General features: G+C 67.7%; 19 protein-coding genes. 13 read left to right on the top strand and 6 right to left on the bottom strand.

From position 1 onward, the window contains the following. Positions 1-235 precede the first annotated feature (235 nt). The 5 genes from ON39_RS44190 to fabG all read left to right on the top strand — a co-directional run bounded on the left by ON39_RS44190 (position 236) and on the right by fabG (position 4636). Entirely contained in the window at positions 236-997 is a 762-nt protein-coding gene (locus ON39_RS44190) for a helix-turn-helix transcriptional regulator (protein ID WP_051187922.1), read from the top strand. A 242-nt stretch (positions 998-1239) separates the two neighbouring features. Further along, the gene (locus ON39_RS44185) at positions 1240-1905 is read left to right on the top strand and encodes a DUF3558 family protein (RefSeq protein ID WP_040743248.1); all 666 of its coding nucleotides are present in this window, start codon (positions 1240-1242) and stop codon (positions 1903-1905) included. Positions 1906-2070: 165 nt separating this feature from the next. Next, on the top strand, positions 2071-3063 hold the full coding sequence (locus ON39_RS44180; RefSeq protein ID WP_246002642.1) for an NADP-dependent oxidoreductase: 993 nt from the start codon (positions 2071-2073) through the stop codon (positions 3061-3063). Positions 3064-3178: 115 nt separating this feature from the next. After that, positions 3179-3799, top strand: a complete 621-nt coding sequence (locus ON39_RS44175; protein WP_040743244.1) for an HAD family hydrolase — start codon at positions 3179-3181, stop codon at positions 3797-3799. Positions 3800-3883: 84 nt separating this feature from the next. After that, on the top strand, positions 3884-4636 hold the full coding sequence (gene fabG / locus ON39_RS44170; RefSeq protein ID WP_040743242.1) for a 3-oxoacyl-ACP reductase FabG: 753 nt from the start codon (positions 3884-3886) through the stop codon (positions 4634-4636). 3 nt (positions 4637-4639) lie between these two features. Here the strand turns inward: fabG and ON39_RS44165 are convergent, their stop codons facing one another. Beyond that, positions 4640-5359 carry an SDR family oxidoreductase gene (locus ON39_RS44165; RefSeq protein WP_040743240.1) on the bottom strand — a complete coding sequence of 240 codons (720 nt, stop codon included), beginning with the start codon at positions 5357-5359 and terminating at the stop codon, positions 4640-4642. Between the two features lie 100 nt (positions 5360-5459). Between ON39_RS44165 and ON39_RS44160 the strand changes: the two genes are divergently transcribed. Next, complete coding sequence (locus ON39_RS44160) at positions 5460-6308, top strand: helix-turn-helix transcriptional regulator (RefSeq protein ID WP_040743238.1); 849 nt, start codon at positions 5460-5462, stop codon at positions 6306-6308. A 54-nt stretch (positions 6309-6362) separates the two neighbouring features. On the opposite strand, the gene ON39_RS44155 is transcribed toward ON39_RS44160, so the two are convergent. The 3 genes from ON39_RS44155 to ON39_RS44145 are packed head-to-tail and all read right to left on the bottom strand — an operon-like array spanning position 6363 to position 9725. Continuing rightward, on the bottom strand, positions 6363-8132 hold the full coding sequence (locus ON39_RS44155) for an oleate hydratase (RefSeq protein ID WP_040743237.1): 1770 nt from the start codon (positions 8130-8132) through the stop codon (positions 6363-6365). Positions 8133-8180: 48 nt separating this feature from the next. Next, entirely contained in the window at positions 8181-9032 is an 852-nt protein-coding gene (locus tag ON39_RS44150) for a 3-hydroxyacyl-CoA dehydrogenase (RefSeq protein WP_040743306.1), read from the bottom strand. Positions 9033-9080: 48 nt separating this feature from the next. Beyond that, entirely contained in the window at positions 9081-9725 is a 645-nt protein-coding gene (locus tag ON39_RS44145; protein ID WP_040743235.1) for a TetR/AcrR family transcriptional regulator, read from the bottom strand. A gap of 166 nt (positions 9726-9891) precedes the next feature. On the opposite strand from ON39_RS44145, the gene ON39_RS44140 reads away from it, so the two are divergent. The 5 genes from ON39_RS44140 to ON39_RS44120 all read left to right on the top strand — a co-directional run bounded on the left by ON39_RS44140 (position 9892) and on the right by ON39_RS44120 (position 12574). After that, on the top strand, positions 9892-10482 hold the full coding sequence (locus ON39_RS44140; RefSeq protein WP_051187933.1) for an HD domain-containing protein: 591 nt from the start codon (positions 9892-9894) through the stop codon (positions 10480-10482). Between the two features lie 254 nt (positions 10483-10736). Further along, positions 10737-11066 (top strand): PadR family transcriptional regulator, encoded by a 330-nt coding sequence (locus ON39_RS44135; RefSeq protein WP_040743233.1) that lies wholly within the window; start codon positions 10737-10739, stop codon positions 11064-11066. Positions 11067-11068: 2 nt separating this feature from the next. Further along, positions 11069-11431 (top strand): DUF1048 domain-containing protein, encoded by a 363-nt coding sequence (locus ON39_RS44130; RefSeq protein ID WP_040743231.1) that lies wholly within the window; start codon positions 11069-11071, stop codon positions 11429-11431. An 11-nt stretch (positions 11432-11442) separates the two neighbouring features. Next, positions 11443-11799 carry a MerR family transcriptional regulator gene (locus ON39_RS44125; protein ID WP_040743229.1) on the top strand — a complete coding sequence of 119 codons (357 nt, stop codon included), beginning with the start codon at positions 11443-11445 and terminating at the stop codon, positions 11797-11799. Further along, the gene (locus ON39_RS44120) at positions 11762-12574 is read left to right on the top strand and encodes an alpha/beta fold hydrolase (protein WP_246002640.1); all 813 of its coding nucleotides are present in this window, start codon (positions 11762-11764) and stop codon (positions 12572-12574) included. The genes ON39_RS44125 and ON39_RS44120 overlap by 38 nt, the downstream gene beginning before the upstream one ends. A 170-nt stretch (positions 12575-12744) precedes the next feature. Here the strand turns inward: ON39_RS44120 and ON39_RS44115 are convergent, their stop codons facing one another. Both ON39_RS44115 and ON39_RS44110 read right to left on the bottom strand, forming a co-directional pair. After that, positions 12745-12939, bottom strand: a complete 195-nt coding sequence (locus ON39_RS44115) for a DUF6011 domain-containing protein (RefSeq protein ID WP_040743227.1) — start codon at positions 12937-12939, stop codon at positions 12745-12747. Between the two features lie 581 nt (positions 12940-13520). Next, complete coding sequence (locus tag ON39_RS44110) at positions 13521-15803, bottom strand: ATP-binding cassette domain-containing protein (RefSeq protein ID WP_040743225.1); 2283 nt, start codon at positions 15801-15803, stop codon at positions 13521-13523. Between the two features lie 259 nt (positions 15804-16062). Here ON39_RS44110 and ON39_RS44105 point away from each other — a divergent pair, with 259 nt between their 5' ends. Then, complete coding sequence (locus tag ON39_RS44105) at positions 16063-16350, top strand: ribbon-helix-helix domain-containing protein (protein ID WP_051187921.1); 288 nt, start codon at positions 16063-16065, stop codon at positions 16348-16350. Then, positions 16347-16754 (top strand): hypothetical protein, encoded by a 408-nt coding sequence (locus tag ON39_RS44100; RefSeq protein ID WP_040743223.1) that lies wholly within the window; start codon positions 16347-16349, stop codon positions 16752-16754. The genes ON39_RS44105 and ON39_RS44100 overlap by 4 nt, the downstream gene beginning before the upstream one ends. Positions 16755-16965: the final 211 nt, after the last annotated feature.

Genomic DNA, 16965 nt, shown 5'->3' with positions numbered 1-16965 from the left:
GCCGAAACCTGCCCGGACTCCAAGCACACCACCCAGCCGAAGTCCGGCAGCCGCCGGCACCAGATATCGCGATCGACCCGCTTGTACGCCGGAAACCCATGGGCGTCCCCCTCCCGAACGAACTCGTAGGTCAGCCCATCCACACATCGCACGAACCGCATACCCACCATCCTCGACCCACACCGCCACCTCGACCATGCCACGCGGGTTCGCCGGGTGACTAGGTTGGACGTCGATGAGTGAACGCGTTCATGACCCGGTGTTGTGGGCCGACGATTCGCCGGCGTGCGAGCCGATGGTCCACGGCGAGGACATCGCCCCGCACTTCCACGACTACGGCCAGCTCAGGTACGCCTCCGCCGGAGCGCTGGTCACGGTGACCCAGGCTGGCACGTGGGTCGCGCCGGCGAACCGCATCACCTGGGTGCCGCCCTTCTGCGTGCACAGCGGTCGCTCGTACGGCGCGACCGATGTCCGGCTGCTGCGGGTGCCGGCGGCCCTGGCCGAGCAACTGCCCGCGGAGCCTTCGGTGTTCGTGGCCAGCGCGCTGCTGCGCGAGGCCTACCTGGCGATGATCGGCGACGACGGCAGCGCGCGGGCTCGGCTGCTGCTCGAGGTCGTCCGCACCGAACTCGTTCACGCTCAACAGGAATCGCTGCGTCTCCCGGAGCCGCGCGACCCTCGCCTCAAGGCCGTGACCGACCTGCTGCACGCCGACCCCGCCACCCCGGCGACCCTGGCGGAGCTGGGCCGTAGAACCGGCGCGAGCGATCGAACCCTGAGCCGCCTGTTCAGCACCGAACTGTCGATGAGCTTCCACCAGTGGCGCACCCTGCTGCGCATCCAGCGCGCGGTACTCGAACTCTGCGAAGGCGCCTCGGTCACCGACACCGCGATCCGACTCGGCTGGGCCAACCCCAGCACCTTCATCGACGCTTTCACCGACCTCGTCGGCCAGACCCCCGGCCGCTATCGCTCCGCAGCGCGGGATTCGTGAGGCTGCGGTAGTCGCAGACACTCGGATGTGCTTTGGTAGAGGGTGATTCGCAGGTTCGGTGTGCAGGGGCGGCGAGCGAACCAACCGGAGAACTTCGTTACCTTACGTAACGTGGTGGGCGGCTCAGCGATACATCGCTCGAGTCCTGGCCGCCGGCCGGGGCCCACTTACGGGAGGAACGGCCCGGCGAGATCGACGGGCCGGCTGCGCTCGAAGGCGCAGTAGGAAAAGGGGTTTGGCTCGTGACGAGTAACGTGAAGTCGAAGGCTGTCCTGGTCGGTGTCGTGGGGGCGGCGCTCGTCTTGTCCGGCTGTAGCACCGACAAGGACAAGGACACGGGCGCGGTGACCCCGACGGGAGCGGTGACAGTCTCCGCGGCAGCCACCACGTCGGCCACGAATTCCGGTGGTGCCCAGCAAGAGTCGGCCCCGGGCCCCGAACAGTCCGTGCCCGCACCGCAGGCACCCGCGCCCGCACCGACCACGGCGGAGTCGCGGCCCTCGACGTCGGTGATGTGGAATCCGTGCGGAATAGCCGACGCCGACATCGCGCATCAAGGTCTGCGGCCCGAGAGCAAGCAGATCGTCGACAGCTCCGACGGCCAGCCGGGTTGCCGCTGGAACTCGGCCACCGACGCCTTCGAGGTGACCATCTTCTCCACCCACCAGAGCCTGCAGGATTTCAAGCAGACCGGCCGCTACACCGATTTCGCCCCGGTGCACGTGGCCGGGCACGACGCCACCCGATACCGTGCGGCCCAGGACACCAACAAGATCGGCTGCTATGTGAGCTTCCCGGTGGCGGGCGGGCAAACGGTGTTCGTGACAAGGAACCTCGAACCCGAAGCCCTCGAGCCCTGCGGCGTCACCCTGCGGGTAGTCGACGGGCTGACCAGCTATCTGAACTGACCCGGGCAAGAAGAGGCGCCGAGCAGCTCCGCCGGGCCGACGCGCGGTCGGCCGGACCGGACGACAGCGGCTGTATCGGCGTCCAGCCGCTCCCTGGCGGATTATCGGTAATTCCTGGCGGAAGGGCGGTGGCGCGCCCTTCCGCGAAATCCCCAGGATTGAGGCATGTCTCATCCCGTGCCCGCGCAGAGCGCCGCCGAATCCCTTTCCTCCCAACGAGTTGACCCATCCATGCGCGTCATCACCCAGCAGCACCTCGGCGGTCCCGAGATGCTCACCCTCGCGGACGCGCCGAAGCCTCGGCCCCTGCCCACCGAAGTCCTCGTCAGAGTCGAGGCGATCGGGCTCAACCCATTGGAGGCGCGCCTGCGCGACGGCGAGTTCCCGCTGCTCGGCCGGCCGCCGTTCATTCTCGGCTGGGACATCAGCGGCGTGGTCGAACAGGCGCTGACCTGGCGGTTCCGGCCCGGCGACGAGGTGTTCGGCATGCCGCTGTTCCCGCGCGCGGCCAACGCCTACGCCGAGTTCGTCGCGGCCCCGGCGTTGCATCTGGTGCGTAAGCCCGCGTCGCTGTCACACGTCGAGGCGGCGGCGTTGCCGATCGTCGGACTGACGGCGTGGCAGGGCCTGGTCGACCTCGCCGGCGTGCGCGCAGGCGATCGCGTCCTGGTCCACGGCGGTGGCGGCGGGGTCGGCCACGTCGCGATCCAGATCGCGAAAGCCTTTGGCGCACACGTGGTCACGACGGCCGGCGCGAGCAAGCGGGAGTTCGTCGCGGGGCTCGGCGCCGACGAAGTGATCGACTACGCCACGGTCGACTTCGCCGAGACGGTCCGCGACATCGACGTCGTGCTCGACACGCTCGGCGGCGACACCGCCGAACGGTCGCTGCATGTGCTGCGCCCGGGCGGGCACCTGGTGACGGCCGTCGCCGACGAGGACACCGAACTCGCCGGGAAGTTCGAGGCGGCGGGCCTGCGCTTCAGCGGCATCGGCGTCGACCCCGACCCGATCGCCCTGCGCGGCCTCGCCGAACTCGTCGAACACGGCAAACTCCGGATCCACGTGCAGCAGACGTTCCCGTTCGAACGCGTCGCCGACGCGCACAGGCTGCTCGACGGCGGCCACCTCCAGGGCAAGCTCGTCCTGACCCTGTGACGCCGGCGAATCTCCCTGCGCGAACGAGTCTGCGGCCTGTCGACTTATCGGCACGGGAATCCGGCCGGTCGGTCCCGACGGCTCTGCCTACCCCGCCCGAGAATAGGGTCGACGGGTGACTTGGACGGTGGGATTCGACCTGGATATGACGCTGATCGACTCGCGACCGGGTGTCGGCCGCGCCATCGACACCCTCGCGGCGGAGTTCGATGTGCCGGTGCGCGGCGCGGACTTCGCTGCCCGCCTCGGGCCGCCGCTGGCCACGCTGCTGGTCGAGTCGGGAGCACCGGAGGAACTGGTGCCGGCGCTGGTGGCCCGGTATCGCGAGCTGTATCCGAGTATCGTGCCGAGCGTTCCGGCGATGCCGGGCGCGGCGGCGTCGCTGGCCGCGGTCGCGGCGCGCGGCGGGCGGGTGCTCGTCGTCACCGGCAAGCACGAGCCGCTGGCGCGGTTGCACATCGACGGACTCGGTTGGCGCATAGACTATCTCGCCGGTGACCTGTGGTCGGCGGGCAAGGCCACGGTGCTGCGCGAGCAGCGGGCGAACGTCTTCGTCGGCGATCACGTGGGCGACATGCGCGGCGCGCGGGCGGCGGGTGTGCTCGCGGTCGGTGTCCCCACCGGCCCGTGCGACGCCGAGGAACTGCGCGCCGCAGGCGCGGACGTGATCCTCGACGATCTCACCGAATTCCCGCGCTGGCTGGACGAATTCGGTCCGGTCGCCGAAACGGGCTGAGCCGCAAGGACACTTGCACCACCGGTTTCGCCGTCGCTAGCCTGCACACCAGCCCCGCAGTGGTGGTGAGAGGAGAACGAATCCATGGACCGTTTCACCGACAAGGTCGCCGTGGTCACCGGCGCGGCCCAGGGCATCGGCGCGGCCACCGCGCTGCGCATGGCCATCGAGGGCGCCAAGGTCGCCGTGCTCGACCGCAACACCCCCGAGGCCACCCTCGAGCAGATCGAACGGGCGGGCGGCCTCGCGCGCGGCTACGTCTGCGACGTCACCGACCGCGCCTCGGTCCAGTCGGTGTTCGAGCAGCTCGCCGCCGAGCTCGGCGACCCGCGGATCCTGGTGAACAACGCCGGCATCACCCGCGACGACCTGTTCTTCCGCCTCTCCGAGGACGACTGGAACGCGGTGCTCTCGGTCAACCTCACCGGGGTGTACCACTGCTCGCAGGTCGCGCAGAAGTACATGGTCGCCCAGCGGTACGGAAAGATCGTCTCGCTGTCGAGCCGCTCGGCCCTCGGCAACCGCGGCCAGGCCAACTACGCCGCCGCCAAGGCCGGCATCCAGGGCCTGACCGCCACCCTCGCCATCGAGCTCGGCCAGTACAACATCAACGTCAACGCCGTCGCGCCCGGCTACATCGCCACCGCCATGACCGACGCCACCGCCGAACGCGTCGGCCTGTCGCCCGAGCAGTTGCAGCAGTCCGTCGCCGAACGCACCCCGCTCGGCCGCGTCGGCCGGCCGGAGGAGGTCGCCGCCGTCATCGCGTTCCTGGCCAGCGATGAAGCCTCCTACGTCAGCGGCCAGACCCTCTACGTCAACGGCGGCGCCCGCTGAGACTCACCACGGCACCCGGCCGTCGCGGTCGAAGTAGCCGCCGGTGGGTCCGTCGGGTCCGAGGGTGGCCAGGGTGATGATCGCGTCGGTGCCCTCGGTGAGGGTCTGGTGTCCGGCGTGGGCGTTGAAATCCGTTGCGGTGTAACCGGGATCGGCGGCGTTGACCTGAATGCCCGGCAGCGCGCGCGAGTACTGCGAGGTGATCATGTTCAGCGCCGACTTCGACGAGGTGTAAGGCAGGTTCGGCAGGGTCGACTCGAGCCGCGCCGGATCCGAGGTGATGGTCAGCGAGCCCATCCCGCTCGACACCATCACCACGCGCGGCTGGGTCGCGGCGCGCAGCAGCGGCAGGAACGCGTGGGTCACCTCGACCGGCGCGAACACATTGGTCTCGAAGACCGCACGGAAATGCGCGGCCGTCGTATCCTGCGGAGCCAGGAACTCCCCGGAGATCCCGGCGTTGTTGATCAGCACATCCAAGGCCGGCACCCGCGCGCCCACCCCGGCCACCGCGGCCGTGATCGACACCGGCGAAGTCACATCCAGCTGCACGAATTCCACATCCAAGCCCTGCTCGGCCAGTTCCGCCGCCGCCTGCTTGCCGCGCTCGGCGTCGCGGGCGCCCAGGAAAACGTGCCAGCCCAGCCCGGCGAGCCTGCGGACCGTCTCGCGGCCCAGCCCCTTGTTCGCTCCGGTCACCAGAGCCGTCGTCGTTGCGTTCATGCCCTCAGCGTGTCCGCTCGGGCCGCCGCCGGGCAGGACCGTGTTGTCCTGGGACCGGCGGTACCACCCCGCCGCGGGCCGGGTGGGGAATGATCGAGGGATGGATCGCACGGAACTCGCGGCGCTGCTGCGTCAGGCGCGCACCCGGATACAGCCGCGCGACGTCGGCCTGCCCGCGGGCGCGCGCCGCCAGGTGCCGGGCCTGCGCCGCGAGGAGGTCGCTCAGCTGGCCGGGGTCAGCGTCGACTACGTGGTGCGCCTCGAGCAAGGGCGCGGACCGCGGCCGTCCACCGCGGTGCTCGCGGCCCTGTCGCGCGCGCTGCGGCTCAACGACGACGACCGCGACCTGCTGTTCCAGCTCGCCGGGGCGGCCCCGCCCCAGGCCGGGCGGATCGCGCAGGTGGTGCGCCCCAGCGTATTACGGCTGCTCGACCGCATGGCGGACCTGCCAGCCCTGGTGATGTCGGCGAAAGGCGATGTGCTGGCCTGGAATTCGATGGCCACCGCCCTGCTCGGCGACTTCTCCGCGCTGCCGCCCGCCCACCGCAACATCATTCGCGAGTGCTTCCTCGGCGCCGAGCCGGGCCGGGTGCGCCTGCGACCGGAGGAGTTCCGGATGGTCGCCGCCTACGGCGTCGGCACCCTGCGCAGCGCCAAGGCCCGCTACCCCGCCGACCCCGACCTCGATCGGCTCATCGCCGAACTGCGTTCCCGCAGCGGCGAATTCGAGCAGCTCTGGCACGAGCGTCCCTCCGCTCAGTGGCGCAGCGCCACCAAGACCATCGCCCATCCCGAACTCGGCCCGATGCTGCTGGACTGCGACACCCTGCTGGTGCCCGACGCCGACCAGACCGTCGTGGTCTACTCCGCGGCCCCCGGCACCCCGGCCGCCTCCGCCCTCGAACTGCTGCGCATCACCGGCAGCCAGCAGTTCACCGACCACACCTGACCATCGTGGGCGAACGAAGCAGACTCGGTCCCCCCGGACCGAGCCTGCCGAGCATCACTTACTGTCCGAAACCAGCCCGTACTCCTCGAGCATCACGCCGATCTCGGTCGAGTCCAGCTTCTTCATCAACCGCTTACGCACCAGATCCGGCCCGGGAATGCGCAACTCGTCGCCGTCGCGTAGTCGGCTCGTCGCGGCGAGCAGCTTGCGGACGTCATAGGTGGAGTTGAACACCTCGGGCACACCGCGCTCGATGCCCAGCAGCTGATAGGCCGCCTCCATCGCGGTGCGCACCGAATACTCGGTGGTGAAGATGCAGTCGCGGGTGCTCTCGGCGAACTGCCCGATGAACGCGAAGTTCACCGACCCCTTCGGCACCACATCGGGGCGGTCCCCCGCCTGGCGCGGCATGAAGAACGCCGTCACATACGGCATCATCACCGGCACGCATTTCGCCGAGTTCGCCGCCAGCTCCGCGATATCGGCCTCGGGCACACCCAGGTGGTAGAGCCACTCCTGAGTGATCTCCTCGCCGGTGCACTCGCTCATCGGCTTGCGGACGAAATCGCCCGGCACATCCACGAACAGCGAATACACCCACACCACGATCTGATCCTTGGGCTGCTGTTTGAAATGCGGCTGACGATTCACCGTCCAGCTCATCAGCCAGCTCGAATCCCGCACCGTGACAATGCCTCCGGTGACCACCCGGCCGCTGAACGGATCCCGCTTACAGATCTTCTGGATATAGCGCGGAATGCGCTCGTCCAGGGTGGTGACGGTCGCCGACTCCCATTTCGTCTGCTCGATATGCCCGCCGAACACGTCGGGATGGCCGAACGAGGGGTCCTTGGCGGCGATCCGCCGCCACAGATCCCAGGCCGGCGCCGGGCCGTCGAGCAGCTTGGCCGGGGTGTGGTGATCGCCGTCGTTCGAGTTCTCGGTGAGCGAGCCGATCGTGGCGAACACCAGGTCGTTGTCGCTCAGTTCGATCGTGTCCTCGGTGCCCTCCGAGACCACGTGCAGCTTGGTCGCCTGCTTGCGGTCGCCGGTGAGATGGAAGTCGATATCGGTGACCTCGGTGTCGAACCGGAAACTCACCCCCTGCTCGAGCAGCCACCGATACAGCGGCAACACCAGCGACTCGTACTGGTTGTACTTGGTGAACTTCAGCGCCGAGAAATCGGGCAGGCCGCCGATGTGGTGGATGAAGCGGTGCAGATACAACTTCATCTCCAGCGCGCTGTGCCACTCCTCGAAGGCGAACATGGTGCGCCAGTACATCCAGAAGTTGCTGTTCAAGAAGTCCTCGCCGAAGACCTCGTCGATGCGCTTGTTCTCCATCTCCTCCGGCGTCGCGAGAAAGACCTTGATCATGTCCTTCTGCGCCTTGTTGCTCAGGGTGAACAAGCCGTCGGTGTGCGCGTCCTGTCCGCGTTTCTCGGTGGCGCGCTGCAGCGACGAATTGGGGTCGTCCTTGTTCAGCCAGTAGAACTCGTCGAGCACGCTGGCGCCCTCGATCTCTATCGACGGCACCGACCGGAACAAATCCCACAGGCATTCGAAATGGTTCTCCATCTCGCGGCCGCCGCGGATCACGAAACCCTTCTTCGGCTCCTTGATGCCGTCGAGCGCCCCGCCCGGCAGCTTCAGCCGCTCGAAGACGGTGATCTTCTCACCCGGCAGCTGCCCGTCGCGGATCAGGAACGCCGCGCCCGAGAGCGAGGCCAAACCCGCCCCGACGAACCACGCCGTCTTGTCCTCGACCCCGTCCGGCTTGCGCGGACGGGCGAAGGCCTCGTAATTGCCGCTGCTGTAGTACATGTGACCCCTCTCCTGAAACTGGTTCGGAATTACTTGCCGCGCAGGCGATTACGAGTACTTGTAGAAACCCTCACCGCTGGACTTGCCCAGCTTGCCCTTGTCGATGTAGTTGGTCTTCAGCCACGCCGCGAGCTTCTTGCCGTCCTCGTCGCTGTTGACCAGGATGTTGTACGGGGTGTTCAAGCCGATGACGTCGATCATCTGGAACGGGCCGAACGGGGCGCCGGTGGCGATGCGCCAGGTCTTGTCGACCGCCTCCGGATCGGCGTAGCCGCCCGCGCTCAACGACATCGCCGAGTTCAGCAGCGGCACCAGCAGCGAGTTGACCACGTAACCGGCCTTCTCCTTGTGCAACTCGATCGGCACCATGCCGATCTTGCCCGCGAACTCGGCGACGGCGTGGAACACCTCCGGGTCGGTCTCCTTGGTGCCCATCACCTCGGCGGTGTTGTAGCGCCACACGTCGTTGGCGAAGTGCAGCGCGAGGAACCGGTCGGGGCGTCCGGTGGAGTCCTTGAGGTCGCTGGGCAGCAGGGTCGAGGAGTTGGTGGCGAAGATGGTGCGCTGCGGCGCGAGTTCGCCGAGCTTGCGGTAGGTCTCCTGCTTGATCTTCATCACCTCGGGCACCGCCTCGATGACGAGGTCGGCGTCCTTGACCGCCTCGGCGAGATCGGTGGTGAGGGTGATGGATTCGGCGGCCTTGTCGGCCTTGCCGTCCTTGGCCCCGTCGACCTCGTCACGGTAGATCGACACCAGTTTGGCGAAGCGATCGTGCGCCGCCTCGAGCGCATCGTCGTTGATGTCGTAGGCCGTGACCTCGAATCCGCTGAACGCGGTCTGGAACGCGATCTGCGAACCGAGGACGCCGGTACCCAGGACGGTCACCTTCTTGATGCTCATCGTGTTCTCCTTCCTGCCGGAGGCGAGGTTCGCCGCTCGGCGGTCCACTCACTCGATCGAGGCGAAGAAGCCCGCCACGATCTGGGCTATCTGGTCACGCAGGTCATCGAGGCCGTCGCGGTCGGCGTGCGCGCCGGTCGACGGCCTCGCCAGGATGAGATGCAGCACAGCGAACACACTGCGTCCCGCTAGCAATGCACGGGCGAACAGCGTTTCTCGCGCGGCCGTCGACGCTGTCACCGCCGAGGTCAAACGCTCGGCGATCATCGTCTCCAACCGGGCGACCAGGGCGAGCCCCTCGGCGCGGTACTGCTCGGTGGGTGCGCCGAAGAGCAACTCGCGCTGATAAGCCACCGTGTTCTCGACCTGACGCTCGGCGGCCGCCACGATCGGGCGCGTCATGGCCAGCACCGCGCGCACCGGATCCCGCTCGGCGCGCGCTTCGCGTTCGCCCTCTTCCAGCGCCTTCTGCAACTCCGCGTTGTAGACCATGAGCAGCAGCTCGCCCTTGGACGAGGCGTACCGGAACAACGTCCCGGCCGCGACGTCCGCGCGATCGGAGATCTGCTGCGTGGTGACGCCGGCGAACCCGCGCTCGGCGAACAGCGCCGCCGCGGCCTCGAAGATGCGCGCCTGCTTGTCCCGCATGTTGCGCACCCGGCGCCCACCCTGCACCGCCTCGGAACTGGTCATCAGCGCGGCACCTCCAGATAATGAGTGGACTCATTTCTGAGCGTACTCCTAGTTATTGCGGAGGCAACCCCTGGACTCTTGCCGAAGTACCCACAAGCCGGCTGATCACCACGAACCGCTCGAGAGAATCTCCGCGTCGCGGTCCGCCGGGACTACCGTGGCTGCCGTGCCTTCCTCGACCCTGCGGCGCGCGCTGACCGAGCACGGCGGGCCGGATCTACCGCGGCTGCCGGAGCGGGCCGAGCTGCTGCTGATGGATCTGGATGCTCCGCCCCGGCTCGGTGCACATCTGCGGGCGGTGCACGGCGTGGCGCGCGAGTTGGCCGACTGGGTCCGAAGGTCTTATGGCGGAGCGGAATTCGATCCAGACGCGGTCTTGTTCGGTGCGGCGACCCACGACATCGGCAAAGTGCTGCACCCGGAGGAACTCTCGGGTCCGGGTTCGGCCCACGAACTGGCCGGGTACCAGTTGCTGCTCGAACACGGGGTGACCGCGGAACTCGCGCGCTTCGCACGCACACACGCCACCTGGACCGAGGCCGTTGGCCTGGAGGACCTGCTCGTCAGCCTCGCCGACAAGATATGGAAGGGCAAACGCGTGCCCGACCTCGAACACCTCGTCGTGCGACAACTCGCCGCGGTCGGCGGTGAGCAACCGTGGCAGGTCTTCCTTGCTCTGGACGACGAATTCGGTCGCCTCGCCGCCGGCGCCGACCGTCGCCTCGTCTTCCAGTCCGAATATCCGATCGTCACCTGACGTTCCGCCGGGCCGCTGTGGCGAGGTCCGGCGATCTTTCAGGTGTGGCTCGAATTCGGTTGCGGGACTGCTGTTCACGCCGCCTCTCGGAGTGCGTCACCGAGGATCGCGGCGGCGGTGATGACGCGGGCGGAGTGCGCGGCGGTCGAGCGCTTGCTGGGCTGTCACGCACCACTATTAAGTGTTGCTAGCTACCGGTAGTCAGTGATACTTTGTACCGGTAGTCAGCAACACTGAGTAGGAAGGAGGTGTACATGGGCAAGCAGATCACCGAGATGCTGAAGGGCACCCTCGAAGGGATCGTCCTGGCGATCCTGCTGGCGCGACCCGCGTACGGCTACGAGATCACCGCCCGGCTGCGCGAGCAGGGCTTCACCGACATCGCCGAGGGCACCATCTACGCCCTGCTGGTCCGGATCGAGAAGAGGGGCCTGGTCGATGTGGAGAAGATCCCGTCGGAGAAGGGGCCGCCGCGCAAGGTCTACTCCCTCAACACCCAGGGCCGGGAATACCTCGACGAGTTCTGGACCACCTGGAACTTCCTCGCCGACCGGCTTGCACAGCTCCACAAGGAAGGTAAGTGACCATGGACCTCACCAAGCTCAGCTCGAAGGTGATCGGGGATCTCGGGGAGAAGCAGCGCTGGCGCCAATACAAGTCGCGCACAAAGCAACTGCCCGACAGTTACCGCACGGCGGTCGAGGCGTTCGAGCGATACCTGATGCACCTCGGCCCGGGTGGCGGCTCCGCGATCTTCGAGGACCTCATCGACCTGTTCGAACAGAGCGCCGCGGACTCGACCCCTATCCGTGCCGTCGTCGGAGCGGACCCGGTGGAGTTCATCGAGACCTTCGCCCGGAACTACCAAGAGGACTCGTGGAAGAACCGCGAACGACAGCGACTGACCGATGCCATCGACCGTGCCGCCGATGACGCGGGAACGGACTAGGAAGTCTTGCGATGTCGGTACCCGACGCTCCACCCCTGACGCAGGAACCGACTGCACCCGAAGCGGAGGGCTTCACCATCGGCCAAGCCGCGGCCTTCGCCGGCGTCACCATCGAGACGGTGCAGCGCTACCACCAGGACGGACTGTGCGACGAGCCCGAACCCGACAGCATCGGCCGCCGCCGCTATCGGCCCGCCGAGACGCTACAGCTCGTCAGCGTCCGAGCGTTGGCCGGCGCGGGCGTGCCGACCCCCGAAATCCGGCCCCTACTGGACTATCTCGACCACGTGAAGCAACTGCTCAGCGCTGAGACTGGGAGAAAGGTGCGCCATGCGCATGCCACTGAACACCGCCATCGATTCGAGTGATTCCTGGACCGGCATGGTGCCGGTCGGTGATACCGCCCTGGCCGTCACCGACACCGGCGGACCGGGGATCCCGGTGCTCTACATCAATGGCCACGTCGCCAGCCAGCGACACTGGCGGCGCGTCATCGCCGAACTCGGGCCCAGCTGGCGCCACATCACCTACGACATGCGAGCCCGCGGCAGATCCCAGATCTCGGCGGACTATTCGTTCGCGACCAATGTCGCCGATGTCGACGCTGTCCTCGCGGCCAGAGGTGTTCACCGGGCGCTGGTCGTGGGCTGGTCCTACGGAGCGTTCGTCGCGGCGCACTGGACCAGCCGCAATCCGGATCGAGCCATCGGCGCGGTCCTGGTGGAAGGCGCGCAACCGCACGACTGGATCGACGAGATCGATATCGAGGCCATGCGCAAGCTGTGGCGGCGATTGAGCTGGGTGATGCCGCTGCTGCGCCCGCTCGGCATGGCGCCGCGCATGACCGCGGAGCAGATGGCCGAGAGCAATATCGAGGTCGGCGAGATCGCCCGCGAACGCGTGCTCGGCCCGGTGCTGGATCAGATCACCGTCCCGACCCGGTACGTCAACGCGTCGGGATCGTCGTTCGGCAGCAAGGGCGATTCGCAGGAACGCATCCGTGCGAGTCTGCACAAGGTGGTCGAACGCAATCCGAATATCGCGATCCACGCGAAGGTGCCCAGCAATCACGGCAATATCCTTCGCAAGGACTTTCGCGTCGTCGCCGAGGCGGTCGGTGTGGTCGCCGGGCTCGGCCGCTGAGACGGCACCGCCTTCCGCGACTCATCGAAGCCCGGCCGGGCAAGTGTCGACGGCCGCACGCCTTCTGCGAATCCGCACCCTCTGCCGACGTGCAGAGAGTGCGGATTGTCCGTAACAGTGCAGATCAATGCAGCGCCGGCGGCACCAAGGGGCGCATCTCAAGCCGGGCGCTAGGCCGCCGAGGACCCTGTGACGTCGAAGAGCGTCAGTTCGCGGGCTGCTTCCGCGCGTTGCTCGGCGCGCTCGCGGATGGCACAGGTCGGGCCGATTCCCTCGGAGACCGAGGCGGCGGACACCAGCCAGCCGTGGCAGCGGCGGCAGTGCGCTACGAGTCGGATCTCGGGTTTGTCGTCGGTCGCGGCCATATCGATCTCCTCCGGCCAGGGTCGTTCTCACGCAAGCCTGACATGAGGCACCGACATTTCCCGCCGAGCAGATGCGCACCGCCATCGCGGACGGCCTCGGCAAGGTGGCGAAATGGCTCTGTTGAGCCGACTATCGAACGCTGAACATTTGCCAGCCGACGAAACCGTCGAGCCGTTCAGGCATGTCGCGCCGACATATTCGCAGCCACCTCGTCCTCGCGGAACAGGCTGCCGCGATGCTGGGACGGGCACGGGACGGATCGACGTGCGGTGCCCGGCCTGAGTGTGCGATGCGAACCTGCGACGACTCATCGCGGACTCGCTGTCACTGATGGTCCGACCCGATCGAGCCCACGCGTCGGCCGGGCCGGCACCCGGTCCGGCCGTCGAGTGATCGGTCCGCGCGAAGACCGAGACGACGACCTCCGCGGCACCGAACCCCGCGATCACGTGCTCGACATGCCCGATCGGCCGGCCAGCATTCCGCCGCACTCGGCGCGTCATCGCCCGGCCGAGCTCGGTGTAATCCTCAGCGACCAGAAGGATTACATCGCCGAGCCCGGCACGAGACGCACGCCCGGTTACCCCGCCTTGTACTTGCGCAGGTATTCACCGGTCAGTGAGGTCGGATGCGCCAGCAAATCCGCGGGCGTTCCGGTGAACACGATCTCGCCGCCGGCCTTGCCGCCGTCGGGGCCGAGATCGATCACCCAGTCGGAGTGGGCGACTACGTCGAGGTTGTGTTCGATGACGACCACGGTGTTGCCGCGTTCCACCAGGCCGTCGAGTAACGCGAGCAGGGTGTCCACGTCCGACATGTGCAGGCCGGTGGTGGGTTCGTCGAGCACGTAGACCGAGCCGGTGTTGCCGAGTTGGGTGGCGAGTTTGATGCGCTGACGCTCGCCGCCGGACAGGGTGCTCATGGCCTGACCGAGGCTCAGGTAGTCCAGGCCGACCTCGTTCATCGTGCGCAACTTGGCATGGATTGCCTTCTCCGGGAAGAACTTCAGCGCCTCCTCCGCGGTCAGCTCGAGCACGTCGGCGATCGACTTGCCGCGCAGGGTGAGCGCGAGCACGGACTCGGAGAAGCGGCGGCCGTCGCAGGCGTCGCAGTGGGTGGTGACCGGGTCCATGTAGGCGATCTCGGTGATGATCACCCCGCGCCCCTCGCACTGCTTGCACGCACCCGCGGAGTTGAAGCTGAACAACCCCGGCGACTCACCGGTGGCCTTGGCGAACAGTTTGCGAATCGGGTCCATCAACCCCAGATACGTCGCCGGGGTCGATCGCGACGACGCGGCGATGGCCGACTGGTCGACGAAGATCGCCTCGGGATGCTCGACCACGAACACGTCGCGAATCAAACTGCTCTTGCCCGAACCGGCCACGCCGGTGATCGAGGTCAGCACGCCGGTGGGGATCCCGACCGTCACATCCTTGAGGTTGTGCACGCGCGCATGCTCGATCAGCAACTCCCCCGTCGCCTCCCGGAACGTCTCTTTCACCCTGAATGCACGCCGCAGCCCGGCACCGGTCGGCGTGTCGGCGGCGCGCAGCTGATCGAAGCTGCCCTCGAACACCACCCGCCCGCCGTGGGCGCCCGCGCGCGGCCCGACATCGACGATATGGTCGGCGATCTGGATGACATCGGGGTCGTGCTCGACCACGAGCACCGTATTCCCCTTGTCCCGCAAGGCCTTCAACAGATCGTTCAGTCGCCCTACATCGCGCGGATGCAGCCCGACGCTCGGCTCGTCGAAGATATAGGTCATCCCGATCAGCGTGCTCGACAGATGCTTGATCATCTTCAGGCGCTGGCCCTCGCCGCCGGACAGCGTCGAGGTCGGCCGGTCCAGGCTCAGGTAGCCGAGCCCGATATCGGTCACCCGGCGCAGCGAGGTCCGGATCGCGGCGGCCAGGCCCAGGGCGGCGGGATCGGTGATCTCGTCGAGCACCGCGAGCAGGTCGGTGATCTGCAGCCGGGCCCAGTCGGCGATATTGCGGCCGTTGATCTTCGTGGCCAGCGCCGCCGCGTTGAGCCGGGCTCCGTGGCAGGTCGGGCAGATGCCCTCGGTCAGGAACTGGCGCGTCTGCTCGCGGGTCTTCTCGCTCAGCCCGGAGGTGTCGCGTTGCAGCCTGGTCCGGGTGAACTTGGCGGCGACGCCCTCGTAGTCGGCCTTCCAGGTGCCCTTGGCGAAGGCCACCTCCACCTTGCCGCCGCTGCCGTAGAGCAGATCCGCGAGCTCGGCCGCGGTGTAGTCGGCGATCTTCTTGTCGGGATCGAAGCGCCCCGAGTTGATGTAGAGCTGCCATTCGCCGCTGCCGACGCCGTAGCCGGGCAGCAGGATCGCGCCCTCGTTGAGCGACTTGCCCCGGTCGAGCAGGCGATCGGGGTCGGCGCGCACGCTGATGCCGAGTCCGTCGCAGTCCGGGCACATGCCCTGGGGCACGTTGAACGAGTAGTTGTAGACGAAACCGGCCGAGGGCGAACCGAATCGGGCGAACATGGCCCGCACCATCGAGAAGATGTCGGTCATCGTGCCGACCGTGGAGCGCGGGCCGCCGCCGACGGGCTGCTGGTCGATGATGACCGGCGCGGTCAGGTTCTCCATCGCCTCGGCGTGCGGGCGCTCGTAGCGCGGCAGGAAGTTGAGGATGAACGCGGGGAACGTCGCGTAGAGCTGGCGCTGGGACTCCACCGCGATGGTGTCGAACACGATCGAGGACTTGCCCGATCCGGAGACGCCGGTGAACACCGTGATCTTGTTCTTGGGGATCTCCAGCGACACGTCGCGCAGGTTGTGCTCGCTGGCTCCGAGGACTCGGATGACATCGGCGGAAACGGTGGATTCGGCGAAAGGCATACCGCACACCATGCCATCCCGGACCGACAAAAACCGCAGCGTAATGTGACGCAGATCACAGTGAAATCTATCCCCATCTACACCGCTCGACAGGACTTCGGACACCGCGGATTGCGCGGTCTACCAGGCACTTTCGGCTTCGTCGCCGCGGTCGTGACGGGATAGGGTCCGACATGAGACCGCTGGTCGGCGTCACCGCTCCGCACAGCGCGTCCACCGACCTCTCGCTAGCGAAACTCCCCCGCGATACAGTCGTGGTATGCCGTCACCTCGGGAGCAGAAGACGCGGAAAGTCACCGTCACGCTGCCCGAAGAACTCCTCGCGATGCTGGAGAACTGGCGCGCCGACGGACGCATCGAGTCGGTGTCGGCGTTCGTCGCCGAGGCGGTCCAGGCGCGCGTCGACCACACCCAGTCGCTGGCCAAACTCGAGCAGGTCCTCGGCGGACGCCCGCCGCTGGATCTGATCAATCGCGCGCGCGCCGCGCAGGGCTTACCCCCGTTATCCGAGGAAGAGGCAGGCGGACCGCACGCCGGCGCCGCGTGATCTCCGCGGCCCTCGGCGGTGTCGTCTTCGACACCGCCGCCGTCGTCGGCTTCGCCAACCAGGCCAACTATGCCCAGGCCGTGGTGTGGGCGACCGTGAACGCGGGCAACACGATCGTCGTGCCCGCCACCGTCCTCGGCGTCGCACGCGCCCACATCCCCGACAACCGGCTCGACATCCTCGCCGCCCTGCTCGAATTACCGCACACCATCGTGCCCGACCTAGATCGCGCCGCCGCCGAACGCCTAGGCGCCGCGCTCGCCGGCACCGCCGACGCCGAAGCGCTACTACCCGCCGGCCACGCCACCCACGAGGCCATCACCCGCGACTGGCCCTGCTTGACCGCCCGCCCAAAAAAGCTACGCCAACTCGATCCTCGCGTGATCATCGATCCACTGCCCTGATCGCGATGGTGCTCAGCGGGCACGATCTCCCGGCACGGTACCAAGCTGAGCGCGGCAGGATCTTCCGGCCCGTCAGAAAATCCGACGCGGTACCAACCTGGGCGCGGCAGGATGCCCCGGCGCGGCAGGAGAGCCGATGCGGCACCAACTTCAGCGCGGAAGGACGCCCAGTCCGGTAGAAGGCCCGGCACGGCAGAATGGGCCCGCGCGG

The sequence above is a fragment of the Nocardia tenerifensis NBRC 101015 genome, assembly GCF_000308715.1.
GTDB lineage: Bacteria > Actinomycetota > Actinomycetes > Mycobacteriales > Mycobacteriaceae > Nocardia > Nocardia tenerifensis.
This window is presented reverse-complemented; position numbering and strand designations above follow the sequence as displayed.

Bases quoted from the DNA above. Each gene is read 5' to 3' on its own strand.
- ON39_RS44165 (WP_040743240.1), bottom strand. From the start codon at position 5,359: ATGAACGCAACGACGACGGCTCTGGTGACCGGAGCGAACAAGGGGCTG.
- ON39_RS44120 (WP_246002640.1), top strand. From the start codon at position 11,762: ATGCGCATGCCACTGAACACCGCCATCGATTCGAGTGATTCCTGGACC.
- ON39_RS44125 (WP_040743229.1), top strand. From the start codon at position 11,443: ATGTCGGTACCCGACGCTCCACCCCTGACGCAGGAACCGACTGCACCC.
- ON39_RS44130 (WP_040743231.1), top strand. From the start codon at position 11,069: ATGGACCTCACCAAGCTCAGCTCGAAGGTGATCGGGGATCTCGGGGAG.
- ON39_RS44145 (WP_040743235.1), bottom strand. From the start codon at position 9,725: ATGACCAGTTCCGAGGCGGTGCAGGGTGGGCGCCGGGTGCGCAACATG.
- ON39_RS44160 (WP_040743238.1), top strand. From the start codon at position 5,460: ATGGATCGCACGGAACTCGCGGCGCTGCTGCGTCAGGCGCGCACCCGG.
- ON39_RS44115 (WP_040743227.1), bottom strand. From the start codon at position 12,939: ATGGCCGCGACCGACGACAAACCCGAGATCCGACTCGTAGCGCACTGC.
- ON39_RS44150 (WP_040743306.1), bottom strand. From the start codon at position 9,032: ATGAGCATCAAGAAGGTGACCGTCCTGGGTACCGGCGTCCTCGGTTCG.
- ON39_RS44155 (WP_040743237.1), bottom strand. From the start codon at position 8,132: ATGTACTACAGCAGCGGCAATTACGAGGCCTTCGCCCGTCCGCGCAAG.
- ON39_RS44105 (WP_051187921.1), top strand. From the start codon at position 16,063: ATGCCGTCACCTCGGGAGCAGAAGACGCGGAAAGTCACCGTCACGCTG.
- fabG (WP_040743242.1), top strand. From the start codon at position 3,884: ATGGACCGTTTCACCGACAAGGTCGCCGTGGTCACCGGCGCGGCCCAG.
- ON39_RS44180 (WP_246002642.1), top strand. From the start codon at position 2,071: ATGTCTCATCCCGTGCCCGCGCAGAGCGCCGCCGAATCCCTTTCCTCC.
- ON39_RS44110 (WP_040743225.1), bottom strand. From the start codon at position 15,803: ATGCCTTTCGCCGAATCCACCGTTTCCGCCGATGTCATCCGAGTCCTC.
- ON39_RS44190 (WP_051187922.1), top strand. From the start codon at position 236: ATGAGTGAACGCGTTCATGACCCGGTGTTGTGGGCCGACGATTCGCCG.
- ON39_RS44135 (WP_040743233.1), top strand. From the start codon at position 10,737: ATGGGCAAGCAGATCACCGAGATGCTGAAGGGCACCCTCGAAGGGATC.